The sequence below is a fragment of the Pseudomonas fluorescens genome (genome assembly GCF_902497745.1).
Classification (GTDB): domain Bacteria; phylum Pseudomonadota; class Gammaproteobacteria; order Pseudomonadales; family Pseudomonadaceae; genus Aquipseudomonas; species Aquipseudomonas fluorescens_BM.
The window spans coordinates 153,052-175,117 of the sequence record NZ_CABVHJ010000002.1 but is presented as its reverse complement, the minus strand read 5'-3'; the positions used below and the strand labels follow the sequence as shown (position 1 = coordinate 175,117).

Annotated in this window: 19 protein-coding genes; 8 read left to right on the top strand and 11 right to left on the bottom strand. The window is 57.3% G+C overall.

Going from position 1 to position 22,066, the window contains the following annotated elements:
- Positions 1-7 precede the first annotated feature (7 nt).
- Complete coding sequence (locus F8N44_RS03495) at positions 8-1,339, bottom strand: nucleobase:cation symporter-2 family protein (protein ID WP_150649325.1); 1,332 nt, start codon at positions 1,337-1,339, stop codon at positions 8-10.
- A 215-nt stretch (positions 1,340-1,554) separates the two neighbouring features.
- Here F8N44_RS03495 and F8N44_RS03490 point away from each other — a divergent pair, with 215 nt between their 5' ends.
- Complete coding sequence (locus F8N44_RS03490) at positions 1,555-2,469, top strand: LysR family transcriptional regulator (RefSeq protein WP_150649324.1); 915 nt, start codon at positions 1,555-1,557, stop codon at positions 2,467-2,469.
- Between the two features lie 37 nt (positions 2,470-2,506).
- Here the strand turns inward: F8N44_RS03490 and F8N44_RS03485 are convergent, their stop codons facing one another.
- The 5 genes from F8N44_RS03485 to F8N44_RS03465 all read right to left on the bottom strand — a co-directional run bounded on the left by F8N44_RS03485 (position 2,507) and on the right by F8N44_RS03465 (position 10,160).
- The gene (locus F8N44_RS03485) at positions 2,507-5,596 is read right to left on the bottom strand and encodes an efflux RND transporter permease subunit (RefSeq protein WP_150649323.1); all 3,090 of its coding nucleotides are present in this window, start codon (positions 5,594-5,596) and stop codon (positions 2,507-2,509) included.
- Positions 5,593-6,702, bottom strand: a complete 1,110-nt coding sequence (locus F8N44_RS03480; RefSeq protein WP_150649322.1) for an efflux RND transporter periplasmic adaptor subunit — start codon at positions 6,700-6,702, stop codon at positions 5,593-5,595. Before F8N44_RS03480 ends, F8N44_RS03485 begins: the two co-directional genes overlap by 4 nt.
- A gap of 136 nt (positions 6,703-6,838) precedes the next feature.
- Positions 6,839-8,110 (bottom strand): OmpP1/FadL family transporter, encoded by a 1,272-nt coding sequence (locus F8N44_RS03475; protein WP_150649321.1) that lies wholly within the window; start codon positions 8,108-8,110, stop codon positions 6,839-6,841.
- A gap of 198 nt (positions 8,111-8,308) precedes the next feature.
- Complete coding sequence (locus F8N44_RS03470; RefSeq protein WP_077572915.1) at positions 8,309-8,935, bottom strand: TetR/AcrR family transcriptional regulator; 627 nt, start codon at positions 8,933-8,935, stop codon at positions 8,309-8,311.
- 58 nt (positions 8,936-8,993) lie between these two features.
- Positions 8,994-10,160 carry an MFS transporter gene (locus F8N44_RS03465; RefSeq protein ID WP_150649320.1) on the bottom strand — a complete coding sequence of 389 codons (1,167 nt, stop codon included), beginning with the start codon at positions 10,158-10,160 and terminating at the stop codon, positions 8,994-8,996.
- A gap of 97 nt (positions 10,161-10,257) precedes the next feature.
- On the opposite strand from F8N44_RS03465, the gene F8N44_RS03460 reads away from it, so the two are divergent.
- Together F8N44_RS03460 and F8N44_RS03455 are read left to right on the top strand one after the other, a co-directional pair.
- On the top strand, positions 10,258-11,163 hold the full coding sequence (locus F8N44_RS03460; protein WP_150649319.1) for a LysR family transcriptional regulator: 906 nt from the start codon (positions 10,258-10,260) through the stop codon (positions 11,161-11,163).
- Between the two features lie 87 nt (positions 11,164-11,250).
- A complete protein-coding gene (locus F8N44_RS03455) occupies positions 11,251-12,504 on the top strand; it encodes an MFS transporter (RefSeq protein ID WP_150649318.1) in 1,254 nt (417 codons plus the stop codon).
- Positions 12,505-12,575: 71 nt separating this feature from the next.
- On the opposite strand, the gene F8N44_RS03450 is transcribed toward F8N44_RS03455, so the two are convergent.
- Positions 12,576-14,006, bottom strand: a complete 1,431-nt coding sequence (locus F8N44_RS03450) for an aldehyde dehydrogenase family protein (protein ID WP_150649317.1) — start codon at positions 14,004-14,006, stop codon at positions 12,576-12,578.
- 122 nt (positions 14,007-14,128) lie between these two features.
- On the opposite strand from F8N44_RS03450, the gene F8N44_RS03445 reads away from it, so the two are divergent.
- The gene (locus F8N44_RS03445; protein WP_191630850.1) at positions 14,129-15,031 is read left to right on the top strand and encodes a LysR family transcriptional regulator; all 903 of its coding nucleotides are present in this window, start codon (positions 14,129-14,131) and stop codon (positions 15,029-15,031) included.
- Between the two features lie 93 nt (positions 15,032-15,124).
- On the opposite strand, the gene F8N44_RS03440 is transcribed toward F8N44_RS03445, so the two are convergent.
- On the bottom strand, positions 15,125-15,718 hold the full coding sequence (locus F8N44_RS03440) for an NADPH-dependent FMN reductase (protein WP_150649316.1): 594 nt from the start codon (positions 15,716-15,718) through the stop codon (positions 15,125-15,127).
- Positions 15,715-16,572 (bottom strand): sterol desaturase family protein, encoded by an 858-nt coding sequence (locus tag F8N44_RS03435; RefSeq protein ID WP_150649315.1) that lies wholly within the window; start codon positions 16,570-16,572, stop codon positions 15,715-15,717. The genes F8N44_RS03440 and F8N44_RS03435 overlap by 4 nt, the downstream gene beginning before the upstream one ends.
- Positions 16,573-16,639: 67 nt before the next feature.
- Between F8N44_RS03435 and F8N44_RS03430 the strand changes: the two genes are divergently transcribed.
- A complete protein-coding gene (locus F8N44_RS03430; RefSeq protein ID WP_150649314.1) occupies positions 16,640-17,602 on the top strand; it encodes an AraC family transcriptional regulator in 963 nt (320 codons plus the stop codon).
- A gap of 151 nt (positions 17,603-17,753) precedes the next feature.
- Here F8N44_RS03430 and F8N44_RS03425 read toward each other — a convergent pair whose 3' ends face one another.
- Positions 17,754-18,143: a winged helix-turn-helix transcriptional regulator gene (locus F8N44_RS03425; protein ID WP_093431515.1), complete on the bottom strand. Its 390-nt coding sequence runs from the start codon at positions 18,141-18,143 to the stop codon at positions 17,754-17,756.
- Positions 18,144-18,255: 112 nt separating this feature from the next.
- On the opposite strand from F8N44_RS03425, the gene namA reads away from it, so the two are divergent.
- Both namA and F8N44_RS03415 read left to right on the top strand, forming a co-directional pair.
- Positions 18,256-19,296, top strand: a complete 1,041-nt coding sequence (gene namA, locus F8N44_RS03420; RefSeq protein ID WP_150649313.1) for an NADPH dehydrogenase NamA — start codon at positions 18,256-18,258, stop codon at positions 19,294-19,296.
- A gap of 40 nt (positions 19,297-19,336) precedes the next feature.
- The gene (locus F8N44_RS03415) at positions 19,337-19,720 is read left to right on the top strand and encodes a nuclear transport factor 2 family protein (RefSeq protein WP_150649312.1); all 384 of its coding nucleotides are present in this window, start codon (positions 19,337-19,339) and stop codon (positions 19,718-19,720) included.
- A gap of 129 nt (positions 19,721-19,849) precedes the next feature.
- Here the strand turns inward: F8N44_RS03415 and F8N44_RS03410 are convergent, their stop codons facing one another.
- Positions 19,850-20,860 carry a zinc-dependent alcohol dehydrogenase family protein gene (locus F8N44_RS03410; RefSeq protein WP_150649311.1) on the bottom strand — a complete coding sequence of 337 codons (1,011 nt, stop codon included), beginning with the start codon at positions 20,858-20,860 and terminating at the stop codon, positions 19,850-19,852.
- 150 nt (positions 20,861-21,010) lie between these two features.
- On the opposite strand from F8N44_RS03410, the gene F8N44_RS03405 reads away from it, so the two are divergent.
- Positions 21,011-21,925, top strand: a complete 915-nt coding sequence (locus F8N44_RS03405; protein ID WP_150649310.1) for a LysR family transcriptional regulator — start codon at positions 21,011-21,013, stop codon at positions 21,923-21,925.
- Positions 21,926-22,066 lie beyond the last annotated feature (141 nt).

The window sequence follows — 22,066 nt, the reverse complement described above, 5'->3', positions numbered from 1 at the left end:
ACAAAGGTCAGTCGGCCAGTTCAGCGCCGATGGTTTCAGTGGATTTTTTATCGTTGTTGAGCAGGATGTTGAGGACGATGGCGGTGATCGCGCCGAGGAAAATCCCGCTGTCGAGCACCAGTTTCAGGGTCGGGCCGACGTATTCGAACAGCGCCGGAAAGGACATCGGCAGCACGCCGACACTTACCGATACGGCGACGATGATGCCGTTACGCGTCCCCTCGAATTGCACCCGCGACAGTTCTTGAATGCCCGCCACCGTGGTCATGCCGAACATCACGATTGCGCAGCCACCGAGTACCGGCGTCGGCACTGCGGCGATCAACGCACCGAGTTTGGGGAACAAACCCATCAGCACCATGATTGCCCCGGCGGCGGCCACGACGAAGCGGCTTTTCACGTTGGAGAGCGCAATCAAACCGGTGTTCTGGGTGAAGGCGTTGTAAGGAAAGCTGTTGAGCAAGCCGCCGAGCATGGTCGACAACCCATCGGCGCGAAACGCATTGCCGAGGGTTTGTTGCGTGGTCGGTTTGCCGGTCAGTTTGCCGATCGCCAGGCAGTTGCCGGTGGTCTCGGCCATGATCACCAGCATCGCCAGGGTCATGATCAGAATCGGCACCGGCGCGAACTCCGGCGCGCCGAAGGCCATCGGCGCACTCAGCTCAAACCACGCGGCTTCGCTGACCCGATTGAAGTGAGTCATGCCGCAAGCCGCTGCGATCAGACTGCCGACAAACAAGCCGATGAGCACGCTGAGGTTGCCGAGGAAACCCTTGCATTTGGCGTAGATCACCAGCGTCACGCTGACCGTGGCCAGGCCCAGCAACAGGTTGGCGGGATTGCCGAAATCCGCAGAATCGGGATTGCCGCCGCCCAGCCAGATTGCCGCCGCAGGCATCAGCGAGATGCCGATAATAGTGATCAGGCTGCCAATTACCACCGGCGGAAAAAACCGCAGCAAGCGGCTGAACACCGGTGCCAGGGCAATGGTGATAAAGCCCGCCGCGATCACCGCACCGAAAATCTGACTGAGGCCGAATTCCTTGCCGATCATGATCATCGGCGCCAGGGCAATGAATGAGCAGCCCTGAATCAGCGGCAGCCGCGCGCCGAATTTCCAGAAGCCAAGGGTTTGAATCAGCGTCGCCACACCCGAGGTCAACAGGTTGGCGTTGATCAGCAATACCACCTGCGCCGAAGTCAGCCCCATCGCACTGCCGAGAATCAACGGCACCGCCACCGCTCCCGCGTACATCACCAGCACATGCTGCAAGCCAAACGTGAACAACTGTCGCAGTGGCAAAACCTCGTCCACCGGATGAATGCGTTGTGTAGTCATTTCACACGCTCCTGAAGGTGCGGCATCTGTTGAGATCGCGGGCATGCTCAGGGGCGTTTGAAGGGTAGATCCGCCCCGGAGATCGTTTGACGCGGGGCCATGGTTGAACGTTTATTACGATGAAACAAATTAGCAACCATCGCTTTTTTCGATGGCACGAATCTGGCATTGGTTATTTGCTTTGTACCCTCATCCTCGACCCGGGAGTTCACCGCTTGCGCTTCTCACTCGATCAACTGTTGATGTTCGTCCAAGTGGTCAAAAGCGGATCGTTCTCCGCCGCCGGGCGCAAACTGGGCAAGACCCAATCGACCATCAGCGCGGCGATTGCCAACCTCGAAACCGACCTCGGCGTCGACCTGTTCGACCGCAGCAACCGCAGCCCTGCCCTCACCGCCAGCGGCCACAAATTGCTGGTGCAGGCCGAAGCCGTGCTCGAACGCTGCATGACCTTCGAAGCCCACGCCGATTGCCTTGCGGACAACGTCGAAACCAGCCTGACGCTCGCCATTGAAACGCCGTACGGCCCGATCATGCCAGTGCTAAAAGCCTTCGAAGCCGCGTTCCCCTTTGTCGACCTGATCATCCGCCATCCGGTCTACGGCGACGTCAGCGAACTGGTCAGCAGCGGCGAAGCGGTACTCGGTGTGGCGTTCTCACAGCCCGGCTATCCCAAGGAGCTGGCGTTCCAGCAACTGGGCAAACTGATCATGCTGCACGTCTGCCATCCCGATCATCCACTGGCGCAACTCGATAACGTCACGTTCGACGACCTGCACGTCCATCGGCGCTTGGCCTTCAGTGCCCACGCGAGCAAACTGCCGAGCAGCGAATACCTGCGCTCGACCCAGTTGTGGCAAGCGGAAAGCTATCTGGCGTTACTGGAAATGGTCCGCGCCGGACTCGGCTGGGCCACCCTGCCCCGCCAGCTCATTCAACGTGAACTGGCCAAGGGTGAACTGGTGGAACTGCAGCTCTCGGCGTATCCGCATACCGACTGGCAGATTGGTGTCGATTTGCTATGGGCGCGGCAGCGGCCGCTGGGTAAAGCGGAGCGGTGGCTAAAGGAGAAATTGCAGGGCAACAAGGTGTATGAGCTGGATCGCAACGGACAGATCACCACGCTTTGACGTGGGACAAAGAGGCCCGCCGGAGCGGGCCTCGATTTCAGGCCAGTCTGACTCTTTCAGTCTGAGCCTTATGCTCAGGGCGGATCTTGAACCAGATCGAATACATCGCCGGCAGGAACACCAGCGTCATGATGGTGCCGACGAAGGTGCCGCCGATCAGGGTGTAGGCCAGCGTGCCCCAGAACACCGAGTGTGTCAGGGGAATAAACGCCAGGATCGCCGCCAGCGCCGTTAACAGAACCGGTCGCGCACGTTGCACCGTGGCTTCGACCACGGCATGGAACGGGTCCAGCCCTTCCAGCGTGTTGTGATGGATTTGCCCGATCAGAATCAGCGTATTGCGCATCAGGATCCCCGACAGCGCAATCAACCCGACCAGCGCATTGATGCCAAACGGCTGATTGAAGATCAGCAACGTCGGCACCACACCTATCAAACCTAATGGCGAGGTGAGGAAGACCATGATCATCGCCGCGATCGAACGCACCTGCACCATGATGATCAGCAACGTCATGGCGATCATGATCGGCAGCAAAGGCAGGATCGCCTTGCCCGCCTTGCCGGACTCCTCGATGGCGCCCGCCTGCTCGATCCGGTAACCGGACGGCAGTTTTTCGATGATCGGCTGCAGCTGCTTGAGGATCACGCCCGAAACATCCGGTGGCTGCAAGCCTTCGGCAATGTCGCCACGCACGGTGATGGTCGGCGTGCGGTCACGGCGCCGCAGAATCGGATCTTCCATGCGTACATCGACCTCGCCGATCTGCGACAACGGGATGCGTTGTCCCGCCGCACCGACCAGGGTGAAGCCTTTGATCTGCGCCGGGTCGAGCCTGATATTGCCCGCCGCACGCCCCACAACCTGCACAGAACGAATATCCTCGCGAACCGCCGTGATCGGCACTCCGCTCAGCAGGAACTGCAGTTGCTGGGCAACCGCATTGGAGGTCAGCCCCACCGCCTGCAGACGGTCCTGATCGAGACTGAAATGCAATGTCGGGGTCAGCGGCCCCCAGTCAGTGTTCACCGTTCTCATCATCGGGCTGTCTTGCAGCACGCCGCGGACTTGCTCGGCGATTTCGCGTAACTTCGCCGGATCAGGGCCCATCACCCGGTAGGCAACCGGAAACGGCGAATAAGGGCCAAAGACAATTTGCGTGGCCCTGACACGGGCCTCCGGCGCGAGGCCTTCTGCAACCGCTTCGCGCAGCCGGAACTTGAGGGTTTCGCGTGCTTCCTGACTCTCTGTCAGCACGACGATTTTGGCAAACGAGGGGTCGGGTAATTCCGGCGCCATCGCCAGGAAGAAACGCGGCGCACCCTGGCCGATATAGGCCGTGACGATTTTTGCCTCCTCCTGCTTGTGCAACCAGTCCTCGACCTTGGCGGCCGTGGCGCTGGTCTGCTCGATCGAGGTGCCGTAGGGCATCTGCACTTCGATCATCACCTCGGGGCGGTCAGAGGTCGGAAAGAACTGCTTCTTCACCAAGCCCATGCCTGGCACGGCGACGAAAAACAGCGTGACCACCGTACCTGCCACCAGCCACTTGCGAGCAATCACCGCGGTCAGCAGCCGGCGGAAACGGTTGTAATTCGGCGTGTTGTAGATCGCCGCGTGGCCGCCTTCGACCTTCTTGATGTCCGGTAACAACTTCACGCCCAGATACGGGGTGAACGCCACCGCGACGACCCAGGACGCGATCAGTGCGATGCCGACAATCCAGAACATGTTGCTGGTGTACTCGCCGGCAGTGGACTGGGCAAAACCGTTCGGCAAGAAACCGATTGCGGTCACCAGCGTACCGGACAGCATCGGTGCCGCCGTATGGCTCCACGCGTAGGCGGACGCTTTGATGCGATCGTAGCCCTCCTCCATTTTCACCACCATCATTTCAATGGCGATGATCGCATCATCGACCAACAGCCCCAGCGCGAGGATCAATGAGCCGAGGGTGATGCGATCAAAGTTCTTGCCGGTGGCGGCCATCACCACGAACACGATCGCCAGGGTCAACGGCACTGCGGCGGCGACCACCACGCCTACTCGCCAGCCCATACTCAGAAAGCACACGAGCATGACCACCAGCAGCGCGACAAAAAACTTGACCATGAACTCGCCGACCGCCGAGTCGATATTGACCGCCTGGTCGGTGACTTTGGCGAGGGTCATGCCCAATGGCATTTCCGCATTAATCCGCGCGGTCTCCGCATCCAGCGCCTTGCCCAGATCCAGACCGTTCCAGCCCTCGCGCATCACCACGCCCAGCAGCAGCGCCTCTTCGCCGTTATTGCGCACGACAAAGGTGGCCGGGTCCTCATAACCGCGTTCAACCGTTGCCACATCAGAGAGCTTGAGCGTGCGGCCCTGCACGGAGACCGGTGTGTCGCGAATTTTCTGCACCTTGTCGAAAGCACCGTCGAGACGCAGAAACACCTGTGGCCCGTTGGTTTCGATGGAGCCGGCGGGCGTCAGCACGTTCTGACTGTTGAGCGCGGCGAAGATGTCCTGCGGTGACAGGCCGAGGGTCGCCAACCGATCATGGGAAAACGAAACGTAGATGCGCTCGGCTTGCTCACCGATGATGTTGACCTTCTTCACCCCCGGCACGTGCAGCAGACGCTGGCGCATGGCTTCGGCATCACGCACCAGCAAGCGCTGCGGCTCGCCTTTGGCTTTCAAGGCGAACAGCGCGAAGGTCACGTCGGAAAACTCATCGTTGACCATCGGCCCGATCACACCGGCCGGCAGCCTGATGGCTTCATCGTGGAGTTTCTTCCGTGCTTGGTAGAACTCTTCCTGCACTTGCGACGGCGGCGTGCTATCGAGCAACGACACCATCGTGAACGCGAGTCCAGGGCGAGTGTAGGTTTCCGAGCGGTCGTACCACTTGAGTTCTTGCAAGCGCTTTTCAAGCGGTTCGGCGACCTGATCCTGCATCTCTTGCGCCGTCGCACCGGGCCACGCGGTAATCACGGTCAACTGCTTGACCGTAAACGGTGGATCTTCCGCACGTCCCAGTTGAAAGAACGACAACGTCCCTGCAACAGCGATCAGAAAAATCAGGAACACCGTGATCGCGCGCTCGCGCACGGCGATGGCGGACAGGTTGAATCGCCCGTGGCTCATGGACGACTCCCGGCAACGCTGGCTGCGCTCTGCTGCGGCAATCGCACTTCTTCGCCATCGCGCAGCAGATGGGCGCCCAACGCTACAACCTGCTCACCGGCAGCGAGGTCGCCGGCGATGCGCGCCGAATCATCGCTCAACCCCAGCACCTTAACCGCCCGCCAGGTCACTGTTGCCGGTGATCCAGATATGGCCCACACCCCGGGGCCTTTGCCGGGGTCGTAAACGGCTCCGATGGGGACTTGTAACGCCTGTGTCTGGGAGGCGCCCTCGGCAATGCTGAGGGTCACGGTCGCACCGATCGGTGCGTTGGCCAGCGGTCCCTCGAGCACATAGCGCGCTTCGAATGTGCGCGTCGTGCGGTCTGCGGAGTCCGAAAGCAGCCGCAGCTTTGCCGTAACCGCCGCTGAATTGACCCCGTAGAGGCTGGCTTGTGCGGTGGAACCGGCGGCCGGACGCAGGGTTTCGGGCAGATGCACGATGGCTTCGCGCTGACCTGCACGGGCCAGTCGAACCACCGGTTGTCCCGGACTGACGACTTGTCCCGGTTCAGCGAGTGTTTCCACCACCACGCCGTCCGCATCAGCGACCAGCAACGCATAACCCGAGGTATTGCGCGCTACATCGGCTTGCGCTTGCGCGGCGTTGAGCTGCGCTTTTGCAGTCTCTGCGGCGGCTCTGAACTGATCGTAGGCTGATGCCGAAATGGCGCCAACGCCGACCAGTTTGCGATAGCGAGCCTCATCGTCGGCGGTCTGTTTGGCGCTGGCGCGAGCAGCGATGACCGCCGCCTGCTGCGCCCGCGCTTGCAGCCCAAGATCAATCGGGTCGAGACGCATCAGCGGCTGCCCTCGCTTGACGACCTCCCCCGTATCAACCAGACGTTCGAGCACTTTGCCCGATACGCGAAAACCCAAGTCGCCCTGAACGCGCGCCGCCACGACGCCCGTGAAAGAACGAGCGACATCGGGTGACGCTTGAACCACAGCGGATCTGACCAGCGGCGCCTGTGTACGGGGATCTGCAACGCTTGAAGATTCGCCACAGGCGCTCAGGGCGAGAGGCAGCAAGCATGCGGCAATGGGGAAAGGTCGGAGCCGGCGCATAGATTCCCTTACTGAGGAATAGGATGATCATCATATTCTCAGTCCTGTGACCAATATCGTCAATAGTCACTATTTGAGAAATGACTGCATCCTGGCCATCAGCAACATCGGACTACGGATCGACTGACAGGCCCGACTAAAAACGGTAGCTCACAGAAGTCCCAAGCCCGCTCGCACTGTTCTTGTATCTGGCACTGTAGGCACCTCTCGATGCCGAGGTGTCGTTAACCTCGACGCTCTCCTCCCAAAGGTAGGAATAAGCCAGGTCGATCGTGACATTTTCCACCGGCGTCCAGCCGGCACCGAAGCTGAGCACCTTGCGGTCGCCCGTCGGAATGCGCGGCCCCCGATTGGTGTTGTTGGCCGGTGACTGATCAACCGAAAAACCGGCACGAAGCACCCATTGGTTATTCAGTTGATAGGCCGCACCGATCGCGTGAGCCCAGGTGTCGTGCCAGTTCTGCTCTTCGCTGATCGTTCCCAATTGGCCACTCAGCAACGGCGGCAAGCCACTGTTCTCGATCGTCAGCTCCTTGAAACGGCTCCAGCGCGTCCAGGTACTGCCGACATAAAGCGTCCAGTCGTTATTGAATTGATGCGTGACCGAAAAGTCCACCGACTCGGGCGTGTCAACGTCCAGCGAGGCGTCATAGCTGCGGCCGCTGACGCCCAGCACGCTGAAGATGCCATCGGTGACCTTGGTTTTCGCATCCAGGTGGTAACTGACTTTGGAGTGATAGGTCAGCCCCAGGCGGGTCTGGTCTGTCGCCTGCACCAGCACACCGGCGTTGAAGCCCAGCGCGGTATCATCGCCCGTGCTTTTGAGCTTGCCGTCATTACGCCCCGGGCTGAGTGGATTGGGGACCATGCCGGATATCTCGCCGCTGATACGGTTGATGGTCGGACCAAAGCCGATCGAGACTTTTTCGTTAAAGGCGTAGCTGATGGTCGGTTGGAAAGTCAGCGTGGTGACTTCGCTCTTGTTGGCGTAATAGCGCCCGGCAAAACCACTGCCGTAGTCGGTGATCAGCCCGAACGGTACATAAAATCCGACGCCGAATGCCCAGTGGTCATCAATCGGTTTGACGTAATACCCCATCGGTACGGTGGTCGTTGGCACCATGTCGCCATCTTCATTGCCGCCGAACGTACTGCGCGTCCGGCTGATATCCGACTTGGCGAACAGCGTCGCCGCGCCCACGCTGACCTGCTCTCGTTTAAGCCGCGCCATGCCCGCCGGGTTGCCGTAGATCGTACTGGCGTCTTCGGCTGAAGAAGAGCGCCCGGCAAAACCGGAGCCCATCCCGCTGATGCTTTGTTCGTTGAGTGCAAAGCCACCGGCAAACACATTGGAAGACGCAAGCACGAAGGCCAGGCCCACGGGGCTCTTGAGCATTGTTTTTTTCATTATTGGACTCTATGGAGATCACTGGAATAGAACATCGAGCACTACAGCGAAACCATATTATCCACGTGACCGATTCAGTCAATGGTCACATAAGACTAAATTCAATGCCCTCCCGGCACTGATGTGCCGGTGGGCAGGAAACGTAATGAGGGGATGTCGTTTGACTCGAATCGCCTGAAAACCTTGCTCAGCGATGGGTCAAGGCATGAGGCTGCGCAGGATGAGATTGGTGGTCAGCGTGGGCGCTTGTTCGATCAAATCCAGATTGTGTTGCAACAGCAGCGGATTGACGAAAGGCCGCAACGCCAGATTGATCGCCTCGACGGTCTCGTCCAGCGGCGTCTTGCGCTCGAACTCCCCCGCCTCTCGACCTTGACGCACGATATCGAGGATAAAGGCCTTGATCTGCGCCTCATACACCTGGGCGCTGTTCCAGCGCTCCGATGCGGAAAACGCCGCGATGTCGTAGAGCTTGCGATCGTTGAAGAACAGATCCACACCCGTGGCGATCACGGTCTTGACCAACCTGCGCAAACGCTCGGTCGCTGAAAGCGCTTCTGCGTTAACCGCTAGTTCGACTGCAGCAGCGATCTGGCCCAGGCAGTTGGCGCAAATCGCCTCGCCAATTGCCTGCTTGGAATCAAAGAATTTATAGATGTACGCCTTGGAAAAACCGATGGCTTTGGCCAGGTCGGAAACCGTGGTTTTACCGTAGCCGTATTGGCTGAAGTGCTCGTTGGCCGCGGCGACAATCTGGTCACGAATGTCGTGTTCGGCGGGGCCGCGAGTGCTCGGCGAGGAGGCAGTTAGGGATGGCTGATTCATGGGGGCAGCTTACTCACCCTATCAATGGCTGACAACTCGCCGAGCATTGTTGAACGTGTTACACCACTGCGGCTTCAATCGTCCTGGAACGCCACGCAAATCCCAACACCATCAGCAGCCCCAGGCCAGCCATTGCCGCGCCCGCCAGGGAGATCGCCGGATAACCCAGCCCGCTGCTGATCACCGCGCCGCCCAGCGCCGCACCAATCGCGTTGCCGAAGTTGAAGGCGCCGATGTTCACCGCCGAGGCCAGATTGGGCGCGTCCTTCGCCGCTTCCATAACGCGCATCTGTAGTGGCGGCACCAGGGCGAAGCTGGCGATACCCCAGATCAGAATGGCCACGGCCGCCGGCAGCGGCCAGCGCATCAGTACGGTGAACGCCAACAACACGACAATCAGTACGCTCAGCGAGACGATCAGGGTGCGATCTATCGAGCGGTCAGCGGCCTTGCCGCCCCACATGTTGCCCAGCGTCAAACCGACACCGTAAAGCATCAGCATGGCGGTGATGAAGGCGGTGGACGCATGGGTCTCGCTGCTGAGGATCGGCGCGATGTAGGTGAAGACGGTGAACATCGCGCTCGAGCCGACGACGGTCAGGGCCAGCGCGGCCAGCACCGGGCCGCGCCCCAACACTCGAATTTCTGCCATGACACCGACGCTTTGCGGCGCCCGCACGTTGGGCAAGGCGAACCACAACGCGGCCATGGTCACCACGCCGAGGCCGGTAATCCCCCAGAACGCGGTGCGCCAACCAAACAGTTCGCCAAACCAGGCGGCCAGCGGCACACCGCCGATGGTCGCCAGGGTCAGACCCATGAACATCGCCGCAACCGCCCCGGCACGTTTTTCCGGGGCGACCAAGGTGGCGGCGACGACGGAGCCAACGCCAAAGAAGGCACCGTGGTTCAGTGAGGTCACGACCCTGGCGACCATGAGACTGTAGTAATCGGTGGCCAAGGCTGACATCAGATTACCCAAGGTGAAAATCGCCATAAGCCCGATCAGCAGATAGCGCCGGGGAATCCTGCCGGTGGTCAGGGTCATCAGTGGCGCGCCGAGCAATACGCCCAGCGCATAAGCACTGACCAGCAAACCGGCAGCGGGAATGGAAACGCCCAGATCCGCAGCGATTCCCGGCAACATGCCCATGGGGGCGAATTCTGTGACGCCGATGCCGAAGGCACCGATGGCGAGTGCAACAAGTGGTGGATTGATACGCATGGAAAACTCCTTATCTATGCCGCCAATGCTACGATCCCGTCTTTTCAGGCGGTAGATAGCATTTTTGGCAATCACCTTTGCGTAGGAGGCACAAGTGGTGGATTTCAACGGCAGGTCAGGTGAAATGAGTGTGTTCACCACCGTGGCGCAGGAAGGCAGTCTGTCGGCTGCCGCGCGTGCACTGGGCCTGACACCCTCGGCAGTCAGTCGGATCATCGCGCGCACCGAGCAACGGCTTGGCACTCGCCTGCTGTTGCGCACCACCCGCGCGATCACCTTCACGGCCGAGGGCGAAGCGTTCCTGCGCGGCGCCCGGCGTATCCTCGCCGACATGGACGAGGTCGAAGAAGCCATCGCCGACCAGGGCGTGCCCAGAGGAAGATTGCGGGTCAGTGCTGCTCTTGGCCATGGACGCCTGGCCATCGTACCGTTGGTCGCAGCCTTCAGCGCCCGCTACCCGAACATCGTCGTCGACCTCACCCTCGGCGACGAAGTGGTCGACATTCTTGCCGGACAAGCCGACGTCGCAGTGCGCTTTGGCCTTCTGCCCGACAGCCCGCTGACCGCACGCAGGATCGGCACCACCGGCCAGGTCGTGGTGGCATCGCCCGAGTATCTGCAGCGCCACGGCGTTCCGCAGGAACCGGAAGACCTGCTCCAGCACAACTGCCTGCGCTTCAATTTCAAGCGTGCCGAACCCAACTGGCCATTCATCCGCGATGGCAAAGCGTTTTCCCTGAAGGTCAGCGGCAACATCGAATGCAGCAGCGGCGAGGCGCTGGCACAATTCGCGCGAGTAGGTGCCGGCATTGCCCGTATCGGAGAGTTCAGCGTGAGCGAGGATCTGCAGCGCGGCGATCTGATTGCGCTGTTGCAAGCCTGGAATCCGGGGGATCAGGAACCGATTCATGCGGTGTTCGTCGGTGGCGCGGCGATGCCGGCGCGGGTGCGGTTATTCGTGGACTTCTTGCTGGAGAATCATCGGATGTCAGCGCAGGTATAAGCTGATATTTGCGCAGTTGTATTGCGGATAATTCGGCGCGTGCGAATGACATCCCAAACACAAGGTGCGGAACAAGGAAGTCACCCTTTGAGTACATTTCGAAAGTATCTTTGCCTGGACTTGTTACTTTGGATCTACCTAGGTTGCTGGAATACCACGCTACCGCTGATCATCGTGCAGCAAGGAAGCCTGCTGGAGCTGGCCGCCTACGAAACAGCGCTCGCGCTCGCGGCTATCATTTCAATGTTGTGTCTGGCGCCGCGTGTTGAGTCAATGCGCCGCAGCACGGCGCTCAAGGTAGGCTGTTTTGCGATCTTGATGGCCAGCGTATTGCGCTACTTTTTTGCCGCAAACTGGTATTCCCTTCATGCACTGATAGTGATCGATGTGATCGCTGCATCAGCATTTGGAATGATCCAGCCTCTCTTGGGTATCTATCCTGCGGAAACCGTTGATAAACATAGAACGGACGCTGCATTTCGCGTCCGGCGCATCGTTGTTACTGTCGGCCGGGTTGCTGGGCCTTTGTTGGCGGCTATCGTGATTACGGTTTCTTCACTGGAAATCTCGCTGCTATTTGTGTCGATAGTGGGATTGCTCATTGTGGTTTTAGCCATGGTGTTACCGGTGAGTGCAGCCCCTGCCCTGCAACCCGGAAAATCATCAGCCGATCTTGTTAATGACATGCTTTTGGGGCTTAAACTCAAATGCGTTCTACCGCCAGAACAATTTTTGACCTTTTCCGGATTACTGCTTGGTTTGGCCGTAACAGCGACCGTACCGATGCTGGTTCCAGCGCTCATACACGCGCGCGGTCTGGCTGAAGGTAGCGTGGGCTTGTTCAATGCAGTGTTCGCGGGTGGAGCCGTCGCAGGTTTGTTCTTTTTAAGCCCGCTGATTACCAGAAAGCAAAATCAGCGCAACAAGTATCTTGGATGCTGGACACTGTTAACGTTTTCACTCTGTGCAGCGACACAAGCCGACGAAATCTGGCAGTTGAGTACTTGCCTGTTTTTCGCCGGGGCGGCGAGTGCTTGCATAGGTATGGTCGGAATGGACAAGAGGCTCATGTCGATCCCCTCCGGCGTACGCGTGCGACTGATGGCATCCACGTTAGTGATCAGTCAACTAGGAAGCTCGGTCTCATTCATTATGACGGGCGCCATCATGTCCAGATCCGGCGCGACCAGTTTGATGTGGCTTTATCTCGGGGTATTTCTGATTATCGTCATGTATTCCGTGCGATCAAAAAAGATATGGCACTTCCTGGATGATGACGCTGAGTCCGAGCGGTATTACGCAAAAAACCATCCGAAACTGGCGGCGATGATGAGTCCATGAAATGTCTCCTGAGTATGTGCCCGATAGCCCGGACGACGGATGCAGTGCCCCGAGACAGGAACCTGACCCAGTCATTTCACCGGGTCATTGCTGATCAACGTCTTCGGCTCCAGATACGCGCTCATCCCCCACCTGCCCATTTCGCGCCCAAGGCCTGAATGCTTGAATCCACCGAAAGGGGCACGTGGTTCGTGGGCCAGAGTGTTGATGAGCACGCGTCCCGCGTCGATCTGACGGGCGATATTCACACAACGTTCAGCGCTTTTTCCCAGCACCAGGGCGCTCAGCCCATAGTCCGTATCGTTGGCAATGCTGATCGCATCGGCGTCGTCCTCGTAGGGGATGATCGTCAGCACGGGGCCGAAGATTTCCTCGCGCGCGATGCGCATCCGGTTGTTGGCATCAGTGAAGATCGTGGGTTTCACGAACCATCCGGCATGCAAGCCTTCCGGGCGACCTTCGCCACCCGCCAGCAACCTCGCGCCTTCTTCCTCGCCGGTACGGATGTAGCGCTGCACCCGTTCCCATTGTTTCTGGCTCACCATCGGACCGATGTCGGTGTCGGTGTTACGTGGATCGCCCGATCGGATCTGTGAGACGCCCTCCTTCGCAATGCGCTCGAACTCTGCCAGCCGGCGGCGCGGCACGAGGATGCGAGTGCCCGCGATGCAAGCCTGGCCGCTGTTGAGAAATCCGGCTTGCAGCACCAGCGGCATGACGGCTTGGAAATCCGCATCGTCAAGCACCACGGTGGGCGACTTGCCGCCGAGTTCAAGCGTCACGCGCTTCATCGTGTCAGCACCGGTTTTGACTAGATGTTGGCCGATAGCGGACGAACCCGTGAACGAGATCTTGGCAACGTCGGGATGGCGGGCGATCTCCTCGCCAACCACATCGCCTCGCCCGTTGACGATGTTGAATACACCCGGTGGCAGCTCCGCCTCGTGCAACGCTCTGACCACCACCTGCGTCTGCAGCGCGCTCATCTCGCTAGGCTTGATGACGGCGGTGCAGCCGGTCGCCAGCGCGGTGGCCAGCTTGTTGCAAATGAAGCCCGCATTGCTGTTCCAGGGTGTGATCAGACCGGTCACGCCCACGGGCGTCAGAATGACCCTGGCCATGCCGACCTGCTCCTCGAAATCGAATGCCTCCAGTGCTTCGATTGCTTGCGCGATCACCTCGGCCGGATAAGTCGCCATCCAGCGACCGCGAACCGCAGGCGCGCCGTATTCCGTGAGGATGGCTTCCAGCAACTCTTCCTCCTTTGCCGCCACGGCCTGGTGCATGCGTTGCAATGCCGAAATTCGTTCTTCCCTGCTTGTACGAGCCCACGCCGGGAACGCAGCCTTGGCGGCTGCGATCGCACGCTGTGCGTCCAGTGCATCGCCCAATTGAACCTGACCAATGACTTTCTCGGTGCTCGGGTTATGAAGGTCGAACCATTCCTGACCGTGTGGAATGACGAACTCGCCGTTGATGTAGATGTGTTCAATGCGTTGCATGGCGACTCCTCGCTCAAAATGGCTCGCCTGAATCGAGCCTCTGTGATGAAGTCTAAGAAGAGTTCATTATTCCGATAAGCCATCCTCTGGCTGATGAAGCATCCTTATATTCAGGACAATCCATGCGCAGAACAGCAATGACCGAGCTGGAAGTGGTACTGGCCGTGGCGCGCCGCAGCAGTTTCCGCGGCGCAGCACAGGAGTTGGGGATGTCCACTACCGCCGTGAGCAGCGCGGTTGCCGGCCTGGAAGCACGCCTGAAAGTGCGCCTGTTCAATCGCTCCACGCGCAGCGTTGCCCTCACCGACATCGGCCAACGCTATGTGGCCCGTATCGCCCCTGCGTTGGAACAGATCAAAAGTGCCGGCGAAGAAGCCAGCGTCGGCCCCGATGAACCCAGCGGCACATTGCGCATCAATGCACCGCATGGCGCGGCCTGCCTGCTGGTGGATCCGCTATTGAAGCAGTACGCTCAGCGCTATCCCGAAGTCCGCATCGACATCGTCAGCGAATCAAGCATGGTCGACATTATCGCCGGTGGTTTCGACGCCGGGATTCGCCTCGCAGAATCTGTGCCGCAAGACATGATTGCCGTGGCACTCTCAGGTGACATCCGGATGCTTGTGGTGGCCACGCCCGAGTACCTCGAACGCCACGGCGTGCCCGAGCATCCGCGAGATCTGCTCACCCACCGGAGCATCGGCATGCGTATGGCCCATGGTGGCCTCTACCAGTGGGAGTTGGAGTGCGATGGTCAAAAACTGCAGATGGATCTGCCGGTATGCTTCGCGTCCAACGAGTTGCTGGCCATCAAACAGGCCGTGGTGTCGGGCCTCGGCATTGGGTTCATTTCCGAGTGGTTCATCCAGGAAGAACTGGCGAGCGGCGTCCTGGTGCCGGTGTTGATGCCGTGGTGCCCGTCGTTTGGCGGGTTGAGGCTCTACTACTCGGGCCATCGCTTCGTGCCGGCGCGATTGCGCGCACTGATTGAACTGGCGCAGGAGTTGCGGCCCACTGTGGTTTGATCAGGGCTGAGTTGAAAATAGTTGACTTTTACCGGCAGCTACTAATGTTCAGCTTTAACAGTTGCATTTTTAACTTGTTGAGGTGCGACAATCTCACATCCCCGTAGAGAACTCAGGAGGATGTTTTATTGCAGTTCGTATCGTACGCAAGGCGTCACTGTATTGGCAAAGAATATGCAAAGCCCAATCGGCACGGGCGCGGATGCGCATATCATTTTCATTTGAAGGGCACTCACTGTTAAACATTGATTCAACGTTTCTTATAATCAGTTGCTCAGGCAAATACAGGATCCGGCTATTTTTATAGCTTGAAGCACGTAACTCTGCAATTGGGTAGGCTCCCCCAAGTCCAGCCGAAACGCCAACCAGAAGCGCGGGCTTATGTCCTAGTTCGCTGAGCCCTGCGTACAAAAAGAAGTTCTTCAGAGCCGGGCAAGCCATGCCATTCCACTCAGGGCTGATCACGATCAATGCTGTTGCTTTTTTGAGGGTGGATTGCTGGACACTCCAGGCTTTCTGAGTGTCTTCTTCTGGCCACAGCGGTAGCGGGCTCGACGCCAGATCTATTAGTTCGCTTGAGTCACAAAGCTCAAGTGCTTCTAACCGGTCACACAGATAATGGGCAACTTTGATTGATTGACTGTTGGATCTATTCGATCCAGACAGCAGAACGATATGACGACTCATTGTGCGACCTTCTGCTTAGCTTCACTTACCTTGGGTGCCGTGCGATGGGAGCGAACGATTGGCCAGAACAATTCCTCTTTCCAGTTTATCGGTGACAAGTGTTCGATACCGTATGCTGGCGGACGCCTACGGGTAATTTTGGCTGTTCCGAACAACACATCCCATAAAAATAACAGATTACCGAAATTGCCTTTGTAGTGAGTCACGCCATCCTCTGCAGTCAAACCGTGATGCGCAGAATGAGTGGATGGAGTGGAGATGGTTCGCTCAAGAACCCAGATGATCGGCCGTAAGGCGCGAATGCGATAAAGTTTGTCGTCCCATGCAACACTGCTGTGTGCGGCGAAGATCACAGTCATTTTTATAATCAAATAGACGTAATAAACGGGTGCAAGTCCCAGATAAATCAATACGCCAGATAGCCAGATGCCCGGCATCAAGAGATAGTAGAAACTATTGTTGCGATAGACGATGCGAATGCTCATATAGGGCGCGGAATGATGTGCGCGATGCAATGCATAAAGAGCAGGAATACGATGAGTCAGTCGATGCCACCAGTATTGGGTCATGTCATCCAGCAGTAGAAACAACGCAAATCCTGCGATCCATGGAATAGAGGACAGCGCGCCCTTCATTTCCGGGATGGCCTGATTCAATATCATGCCACTTAGCCACATGACTAAAGGGAATGTGACCATCACTAATATTCCGGAGCCGATGACTTCAATGAGTACGTCACGTTTACTACCTGACGGCTGACGAAGCGAGGAGCAGGCAAGTTCCAGTAAAATGAAGGAGAGGAAAATCCCGGCTACTATCAAAGCGGGGTTATTGACGAGCATTGTTGTATTCATGGCACTCTCGATTTAGGCCCTTGCGGGCAATGCCCTTTCATTAGAAACCTGCGAGCAAGTCCTCCCAATGCGCGAAATGGACAAAATTGAGCTAGAACCGGCCAACCGCCCACCCCAACGCTTTCATCGCGGCAGGTTGGGCCAGGTATTGGAGCGCTTCCTTAATAGCCAGGTTGCCCGGAAAAGTACGGATTACAACCTGATCGAACTGGATCAACTGTGGCGCGAGGCGGCACGTATCGATCCAGCGATCGGATTAAAATTGTTCGCGCTATTCACACCCCAGGACTGGCATGTCTTGGCTTATCTTTGCCTTTACAGTCCAGATATTTTGTCAGCCATGCACCTTTGGGCCCGGTACGCACCTCTTGCCTCGGACACAGACAATGTAAGGTTGGTTAATGACGAAAACGGCGCCGGAGTCGAATTGAACGTTGATGCGCCAGGAGAGTTGGCGCGCTATGTCGTCGAACACTACGGGGTGATGTCCATAGCGCAATTACGACGAGGTACAGGACACAATGTGCAGCCGATTTTGGCAAAGTTCACTCATTCGCGTCCGTCGTATTACAAGCAGTACACCCAATGGTTTGGTGATCGAGTCGAGTTTGATTGCTCGATCAACTGCTTCTATTTTCATCCTCGAAGCTTAAGCCTGCCAATGCAAACCCGTCATCACGGGATGTTGGAATTATTAACGCAGGAACTGGATCGACGGATTGCCGCGCATCGGAATTTCAGTGGTTGGTCAGCCAAGGTTGCTGAAGGAGCGCGACGATCTCTAGCGAGACGTGAAATTCCCAATCTGGACAATCTGGCGAAGTCGCTGCACCAGACGCCAAGGACGTTGCGCAGACGGCTGGAAGAGCAAGGCACAACCTTCAGACAATTGCTCGATCAGATTCGCGCAGAATTGGAAATGCATCTTGAATTGCAAGGAGAGTCATTAACGGAGATTGCAGCTCAACTAGGTTACAGCGATTTGACGGCGTATCTCCACGCCCGAAGCCGATGGCGTGACATGAAATAAGGTGGCGGCCCGAATTTTTCGTAACGGCAGTGCCACCTCAAAAATTCGCCTCATCACGCGCGGGGGATTTCGCTCGTGCAGTTTCACCCTGCGCCAAGCGGGCATCAAACTTCGCATTGATCCCCCCTCCACCTCTCAACATCGGCGTGATTCAAGCCAGGGATTCCAACTTGTCGTCACAGACGGCAGAGCGCCTGAGTTCCAGGATCGTGCGTTCATGCACTGCTCCCCACTCTCGCATCGCACTCACCAATGGCGCGAGTGAGTCACCTAACGCTGTAAGCGAATACTCCACTTTGGGTGGCACCTCGCGATAGATTTCGCGATGAATCACCCCGTCCGTTTCCAGCTCTCTCAGCTGGAGTGTCAGCATCCTCTGCGTGATATCTGGAATCAGCCGACGTAGCTCGTTAAAGCGCTTCGTGCCTGACATCAGGTGAAAAAGTATGAGCGATTTCCATTTTCCACCAATGACATCAACAGTGAAGGCGACGGGACACGCGAAAGCCTCAATCTCATCCTGAGGGTTACATTTTTTCACTGTTATCACCTTGGTATAAAAAGTGTGCCTACCGCACAAAATTGTGCGTACTTACGTCGATGTGCTGCAAAAGTTAGCATGATTCCATGTTCACCACGATGGAATCTGCCAGATGAGTTTGTTGTTATCACCCTATGAAATTAAGGGCCTCACCCTGAAAAACCGGGTCGTCATGTCCCCTATGTGCATGCACATGGCGGCGGATGATGGCTTCGTGACTGACTGGCACCGCGTTCATTACGGAGCTCGTGCCCTGGGTCAGGCAGCACTGATTTTTCCCGAAACGCTGGCCATTCAGGCTGACGGTCGTATTGGAGCCGGTGACCTTGGCATCTGGAGCGATGAGCACGTTGTCGGCTTGAAGGCGCTAACAGAATTGCTTCACGGTTTTGGTGCAAAAGCCGGCGCTCAGATCGGCCATGCGGGGCGCAATGCTGACCTGCCCGGTCTGATTCACATCGCGCCATCGGCGATTCCATTTACGCAAACCAGCCCTGTTCCTCGCGAACTCGCGGCTGATGAGATTCCGTCTCTGGTAAAGCTTTACGGCGATGCCGCACGTCGCGCCAGCGAAGCTGGCTTCGATGTGCTTGAGATCCATGCCGCGCACGGCTACTTGTTAAGTGAGTTTCTCTCGCCGTTGGCTAACACCCGCGACGACGAATATGGCGGTGATGCCGAGCGTCGTTATCGCTTCCTGCGCGAGGTGCTGGAAGAGGTCAAAACGCACTGGGGAGATCGCCCTCTGTTCGTGCGCATCTCCAGTTCTGATTACGCCGAAGGCGGAAACACGCCCGAGTCGTTCCTCGAATATGGTCGCTGGATGAAAGCGCAGGGCGTTGACTTGATCGACTGCAGCTCCGGCGGGATCAAGATGGTCAAGGTCGAAACCTACCCGGGTTACCAGGTCCCGGCCGCTGAATTACTGCGAAAGGAGTTGCATATTGCGACAGGCGCTGTGGGTGTGATCCAGACTGGGCGTCAGGCGGAAGAAATCTTGCAGAACGGCCGAGCTGATCTGGTGTTCGTGGGGCGGCAAATGCTCCGAGATCCTTTCTGGGTTCGCACTGCTGCAGATGATCTCAAAGAAATCATTGAGATTCCCAAAGCCTATACGCGTTATGGATCTGTCTGGCTCGATACCAAAGCCTGATGCCTTTGTTGCACTAATCCTATGAAGCAGGAGCAAGCACATGAGCAAACCGACTTACGTGGAAGAATACCAAGCCATTACCGAGGTACTTAACAAGTACATTGAGGGCTGCAAGCAGGCCAAAAGCAGCATCATGAAGCCCGCTTTCAGTGAGCAAGCAACCATGTTCAGTGTCGATGGCGACGGCAAGCTGGCGGGCGGTGCGATTCCAATATTGTTCAGTGGGATAGATAAGGACTTCCGTCCATCCCCTGACGCAAAGACCGCGATCACCCGCATAGAAATCGTCGGTACTGCTGCTAGCGCTCGCATCGACGCCAACGATATGTCCGGCATCGCCTTCACCGACTTTTTTCATCTGCTGAAAGTTGATGGCAAGTGGACTGTGATCAGCAAGATTTTTCAGACTCATGTAACGCCTTGATGACTTGGGTCGTCCGTCGGCATTGTGTTCGACGCTGCAGTGCTTCTGCGCTGAATATCCGATTAAGCGCTCAACGTTAAGCAGTGACGTTGGTACTCAACCGCCGGATGACCCAGATCTGTTATTGAGTTATGAAATCTTGATAACAACCTTACCGAAGGCGCCCTTGGCTAAGTGCTCATACGCTTGGCGTGCCTGATCAAATGGATACACATGGTCGATTACCGGGCGGATTTTGTGTTCATTCAAGAACTCATTCATGCGATCAAATGAGGAGCGAGGAGCAACGGCGATTCCGCGAATAGTGGTTTGCCGGAAGATCAAAGGCATCAAGTTCAACGCAGTGGTCTGGCCGCTCAGGAAGCCTATCTGGGCGATGCGCCCTCCTGCCTTAGTCGCCGCAATCGATTGATTGATGCCATCCCCGCCTGCCACGTCCAGCAGCAGATCGACACCTTTGCCGTCAGTGAGCTTTAGGATTTCCTCTGCCCACTCAGGGCTGTTGCGATAATTTACACCTGCAACAGCACCCAGTTTTTTCAGGGTTTGCAGGTTGTGATCTCGACTGGAGGTGACGATAACTTTAGCGCCAAGTGCCGTTGCGATTTGTGTTGCGAAAACAGAAACACCTCCTGATCCCTGAACCAGAACGGTTTGACCCGCCTCGATCCGGCCAAAGTCAACGAGCGCATACCATGCCGTCAGAGCAGCAATTGGAAGGGTCGCAGCTTCCTCATCCGACATGTTGTCGGGAGCACGTACCGCGCTGTCTTCATGGATGATCATGTACTCCGCCAGTCCGCCAGGCAATGGCGAGCCAAAGCAGTAGCTCGGCTCATCGGGCCCTGGCATGCCATCCAGCCAACGTGAGTAAAGGTGAGAGTTGACTCGATCTCCAATGGAGAAACGGCTGACGCCTTCTCCGACGGCTACGACTGTACCTGCTGCGTCGCTTACAGGTATCAGAGGCTTGGGCACCAGGTGCGGCTCATAGATGCCGTCAACGATTGCTTTGTCGCGAAAGTTGAGCGATACGGCGCCAACCTTAATCAGCAATTCGCCGGCCTTGGGTTGCGGCGTTGCCGTTTCTTCCAGATGCAGGTTCTCGAGGCCGAAATCTTTCAATAACCAGGCTTTCATGTAGATCTCCGAAAACGATTTGATGGCTGCAAACCGCTACGGGTTCGCAGGGCAGCATCTTTCGCTTTTGGCCGCGCGCAATAAATGCGCAAAAAATGACATGATTATTCTATTCTGAGGCAACAATTGAGAATCGCCAGGTGAAGATCTATGGAACTGCTGCAATCGATGCGACTTTTCGCCAGACTCGCCGAGCTGGGCAGCTTCACCAGAGCCGCCGAATCGATGGACATCGGACGGCCTCAGGTCACTCGCTACATTAAAGAACTGGAAAAAACCTTGGGGGTGCGTCTGTTTCAGCGCACTACGAGAAAGGTGGCACTCACCACCGAAGGCAAACTGTTCTATGAGCGAGTGCAGGAAATTCTCGCGGATATTTCTACCGCAACTTCAATGTTTGACCGCAGCGGCGCAACGCTCGAAGGCCGACTTCGCGTCGATATCCCTAGCGCTTTCGCGCAACTGGAGTTCATCAATAGTCTGAAAGGATTCACCGACACCTTCCCCGGTATAAACGTGGTTCTGGGCGTCACCGATCGCGCCGTTGACCTGGTCGGAGAAGGCATCGACTGTGCTTTGCGTATCGGCGATTTACCGGACTCCACATTGATCGCTCGCCCTGTAGGAATGGCAACGATGGTGACGTGTGCTGCGCCGAAGTACCTGCAAGAACACGGCGAACCCCTGACGATTGCTGACCTGAACGCCCATCGGGGAGTCAATTTCCTTTCCGGTCAAAACAACAGAACGTTGCCTTGGCACTTTTCGATAAAGGGTGCCGATCAGGCATTTATCAGTAACGCTGGCATCTCTGTCACCGAGTCCAATGCATACGTTAAGTGCTGCGTAGCTGGCTTTGGAATAATCCAGGCACCCGGTATCACCGTGGCTGAGTATTTGAGCAGTGGCGCTTTAGTGGAAGTACTAAGGCCCTATCGGCCAACCCCTCGGCCTGTGACTGTGCTCTACCCCAGTCGGACGCACTTGGCGCCACAGGTGCAAGTGTTTGTCGAATGGTTACAGGAGCTCCTTCCACAGATTCATTCAGAGTGGTTGGAGCAATAGTGATCGTTAGAAAGCCCTCCTTTATCGACTTCAGTCGGGCAAAAGGATCGCTCATGAACGGTTTACAGGCGCGATAGCTGTTAGTCACGGAGCAGCTGATTTCGGCCCAGAGTGTTCAAAAACGTACTTGAGGTGCATCAC

Bases quoted from the DNA above. Each gene is read 5' to 3' on its own strand.
- F8N44_RS03495 (WP_150649325.1), bottom strand. From the start codon at position 1,339: ATGACTACACAACGCATTCATCCGGTGGACGAGGTTTTGCCACTGCGA.
- F8N44_RS03485 (WP_150649323.1), bottom strand. From the start codon at position 5,596: ATGAGCCACGGGCGATTCAACCTGTCCGCCATCGCCGTGCGCGAGCGC.
- F8N44_RS03480 (WP_150649322.1), bottom strand. From the start codon at position 6,702: ATGCGCCGGCTCCGACCTTTCCCCATTGCCGCATGCTTGCTGCCTCTC.
- F8N44_RS03475 (WP_150649321.1), bottom strand. From the start codon at position 8,110: ATGAAAAAAACAATGCTCAAGAGCCCCGTGGGCCTGGCCTTCGTGCTT.
- F8N44_RS03470 (WP_077572915.1), bottom strand. From the start codon at position 8,935: ATGAATCAGCCATCCCTAACTGCCTCCTCGCCGAGCACTCGCGGCCCC.
- F8N44_RS03465 (WP_150649320.1), bottom strand. From the start codon at position 10,160: ATGCGTATCAATCCACCACTTGTTGCACTCGCCATCGGTGCCTTCGGC.
- F8N44_RS03450 (WP_150649317.1), bottom strand. From the start codon at position 14,006: ATGCAACGCATTGAACACATCTACATCAACGGCGAGTTCGTCATTCCA.
- F8N44_RS03445 (WP_191630850.1), top strand. From the start codon at position 14,129: ATGCGCAGAACAGCAATGACCGAGCTGGAAGTGGTACTGGCCGTGGCG.
- F8N44_RS03440 (WP_150649316.1), bottom strand. From the start codon at position 15,718: ATGAGTCGTCATATCGTTCTGCTGTCTGGATCGAATAGATCCAACAGT.
- F8N44_RS03435 (WP_150649315.1), bottom strand. From the start codon at position 16,572: ATGAATACAACAATGCTCGTCAATAACCCCGCTTTGATAGTAGCCGGG.
- F8N44_RS03430 (WP_150649314.1), top strand. From the start codon at position 16,640: ATGCGCGAAATGGACAAAATTGAGCTAGAACCGGCCAACCGCCCACCC.
- namA (WP_150649313.1), top strand. From the start codon at position 18,256: ATGAGTTTGTTGTTATCACCCTATGAAATTAAGGGCCTCACCCTGAAA.
- F8N44_RS03415 (WP_150649312.1), top strand. From the start codon at position 19,337: ATGAGCAAACCGACTTACGTGGAAGAATACCAAGCCATTACCGAGGTA.
- F8N44_RS03410 (WP_150649311.1), bottom strand. From the start codon at position 20,860: ATGAAAGCCTGGTTATTGAAAGATTTCGGCCTCGAGAACCTGCATCTG.
- F8N44_RS03405 (WP_150649310.1), top strand. From the start codon at position 21,011: ATGGAACTGCTGCAATCGATGCGACTTTTCGCCAGACTCGCCGAGCTG.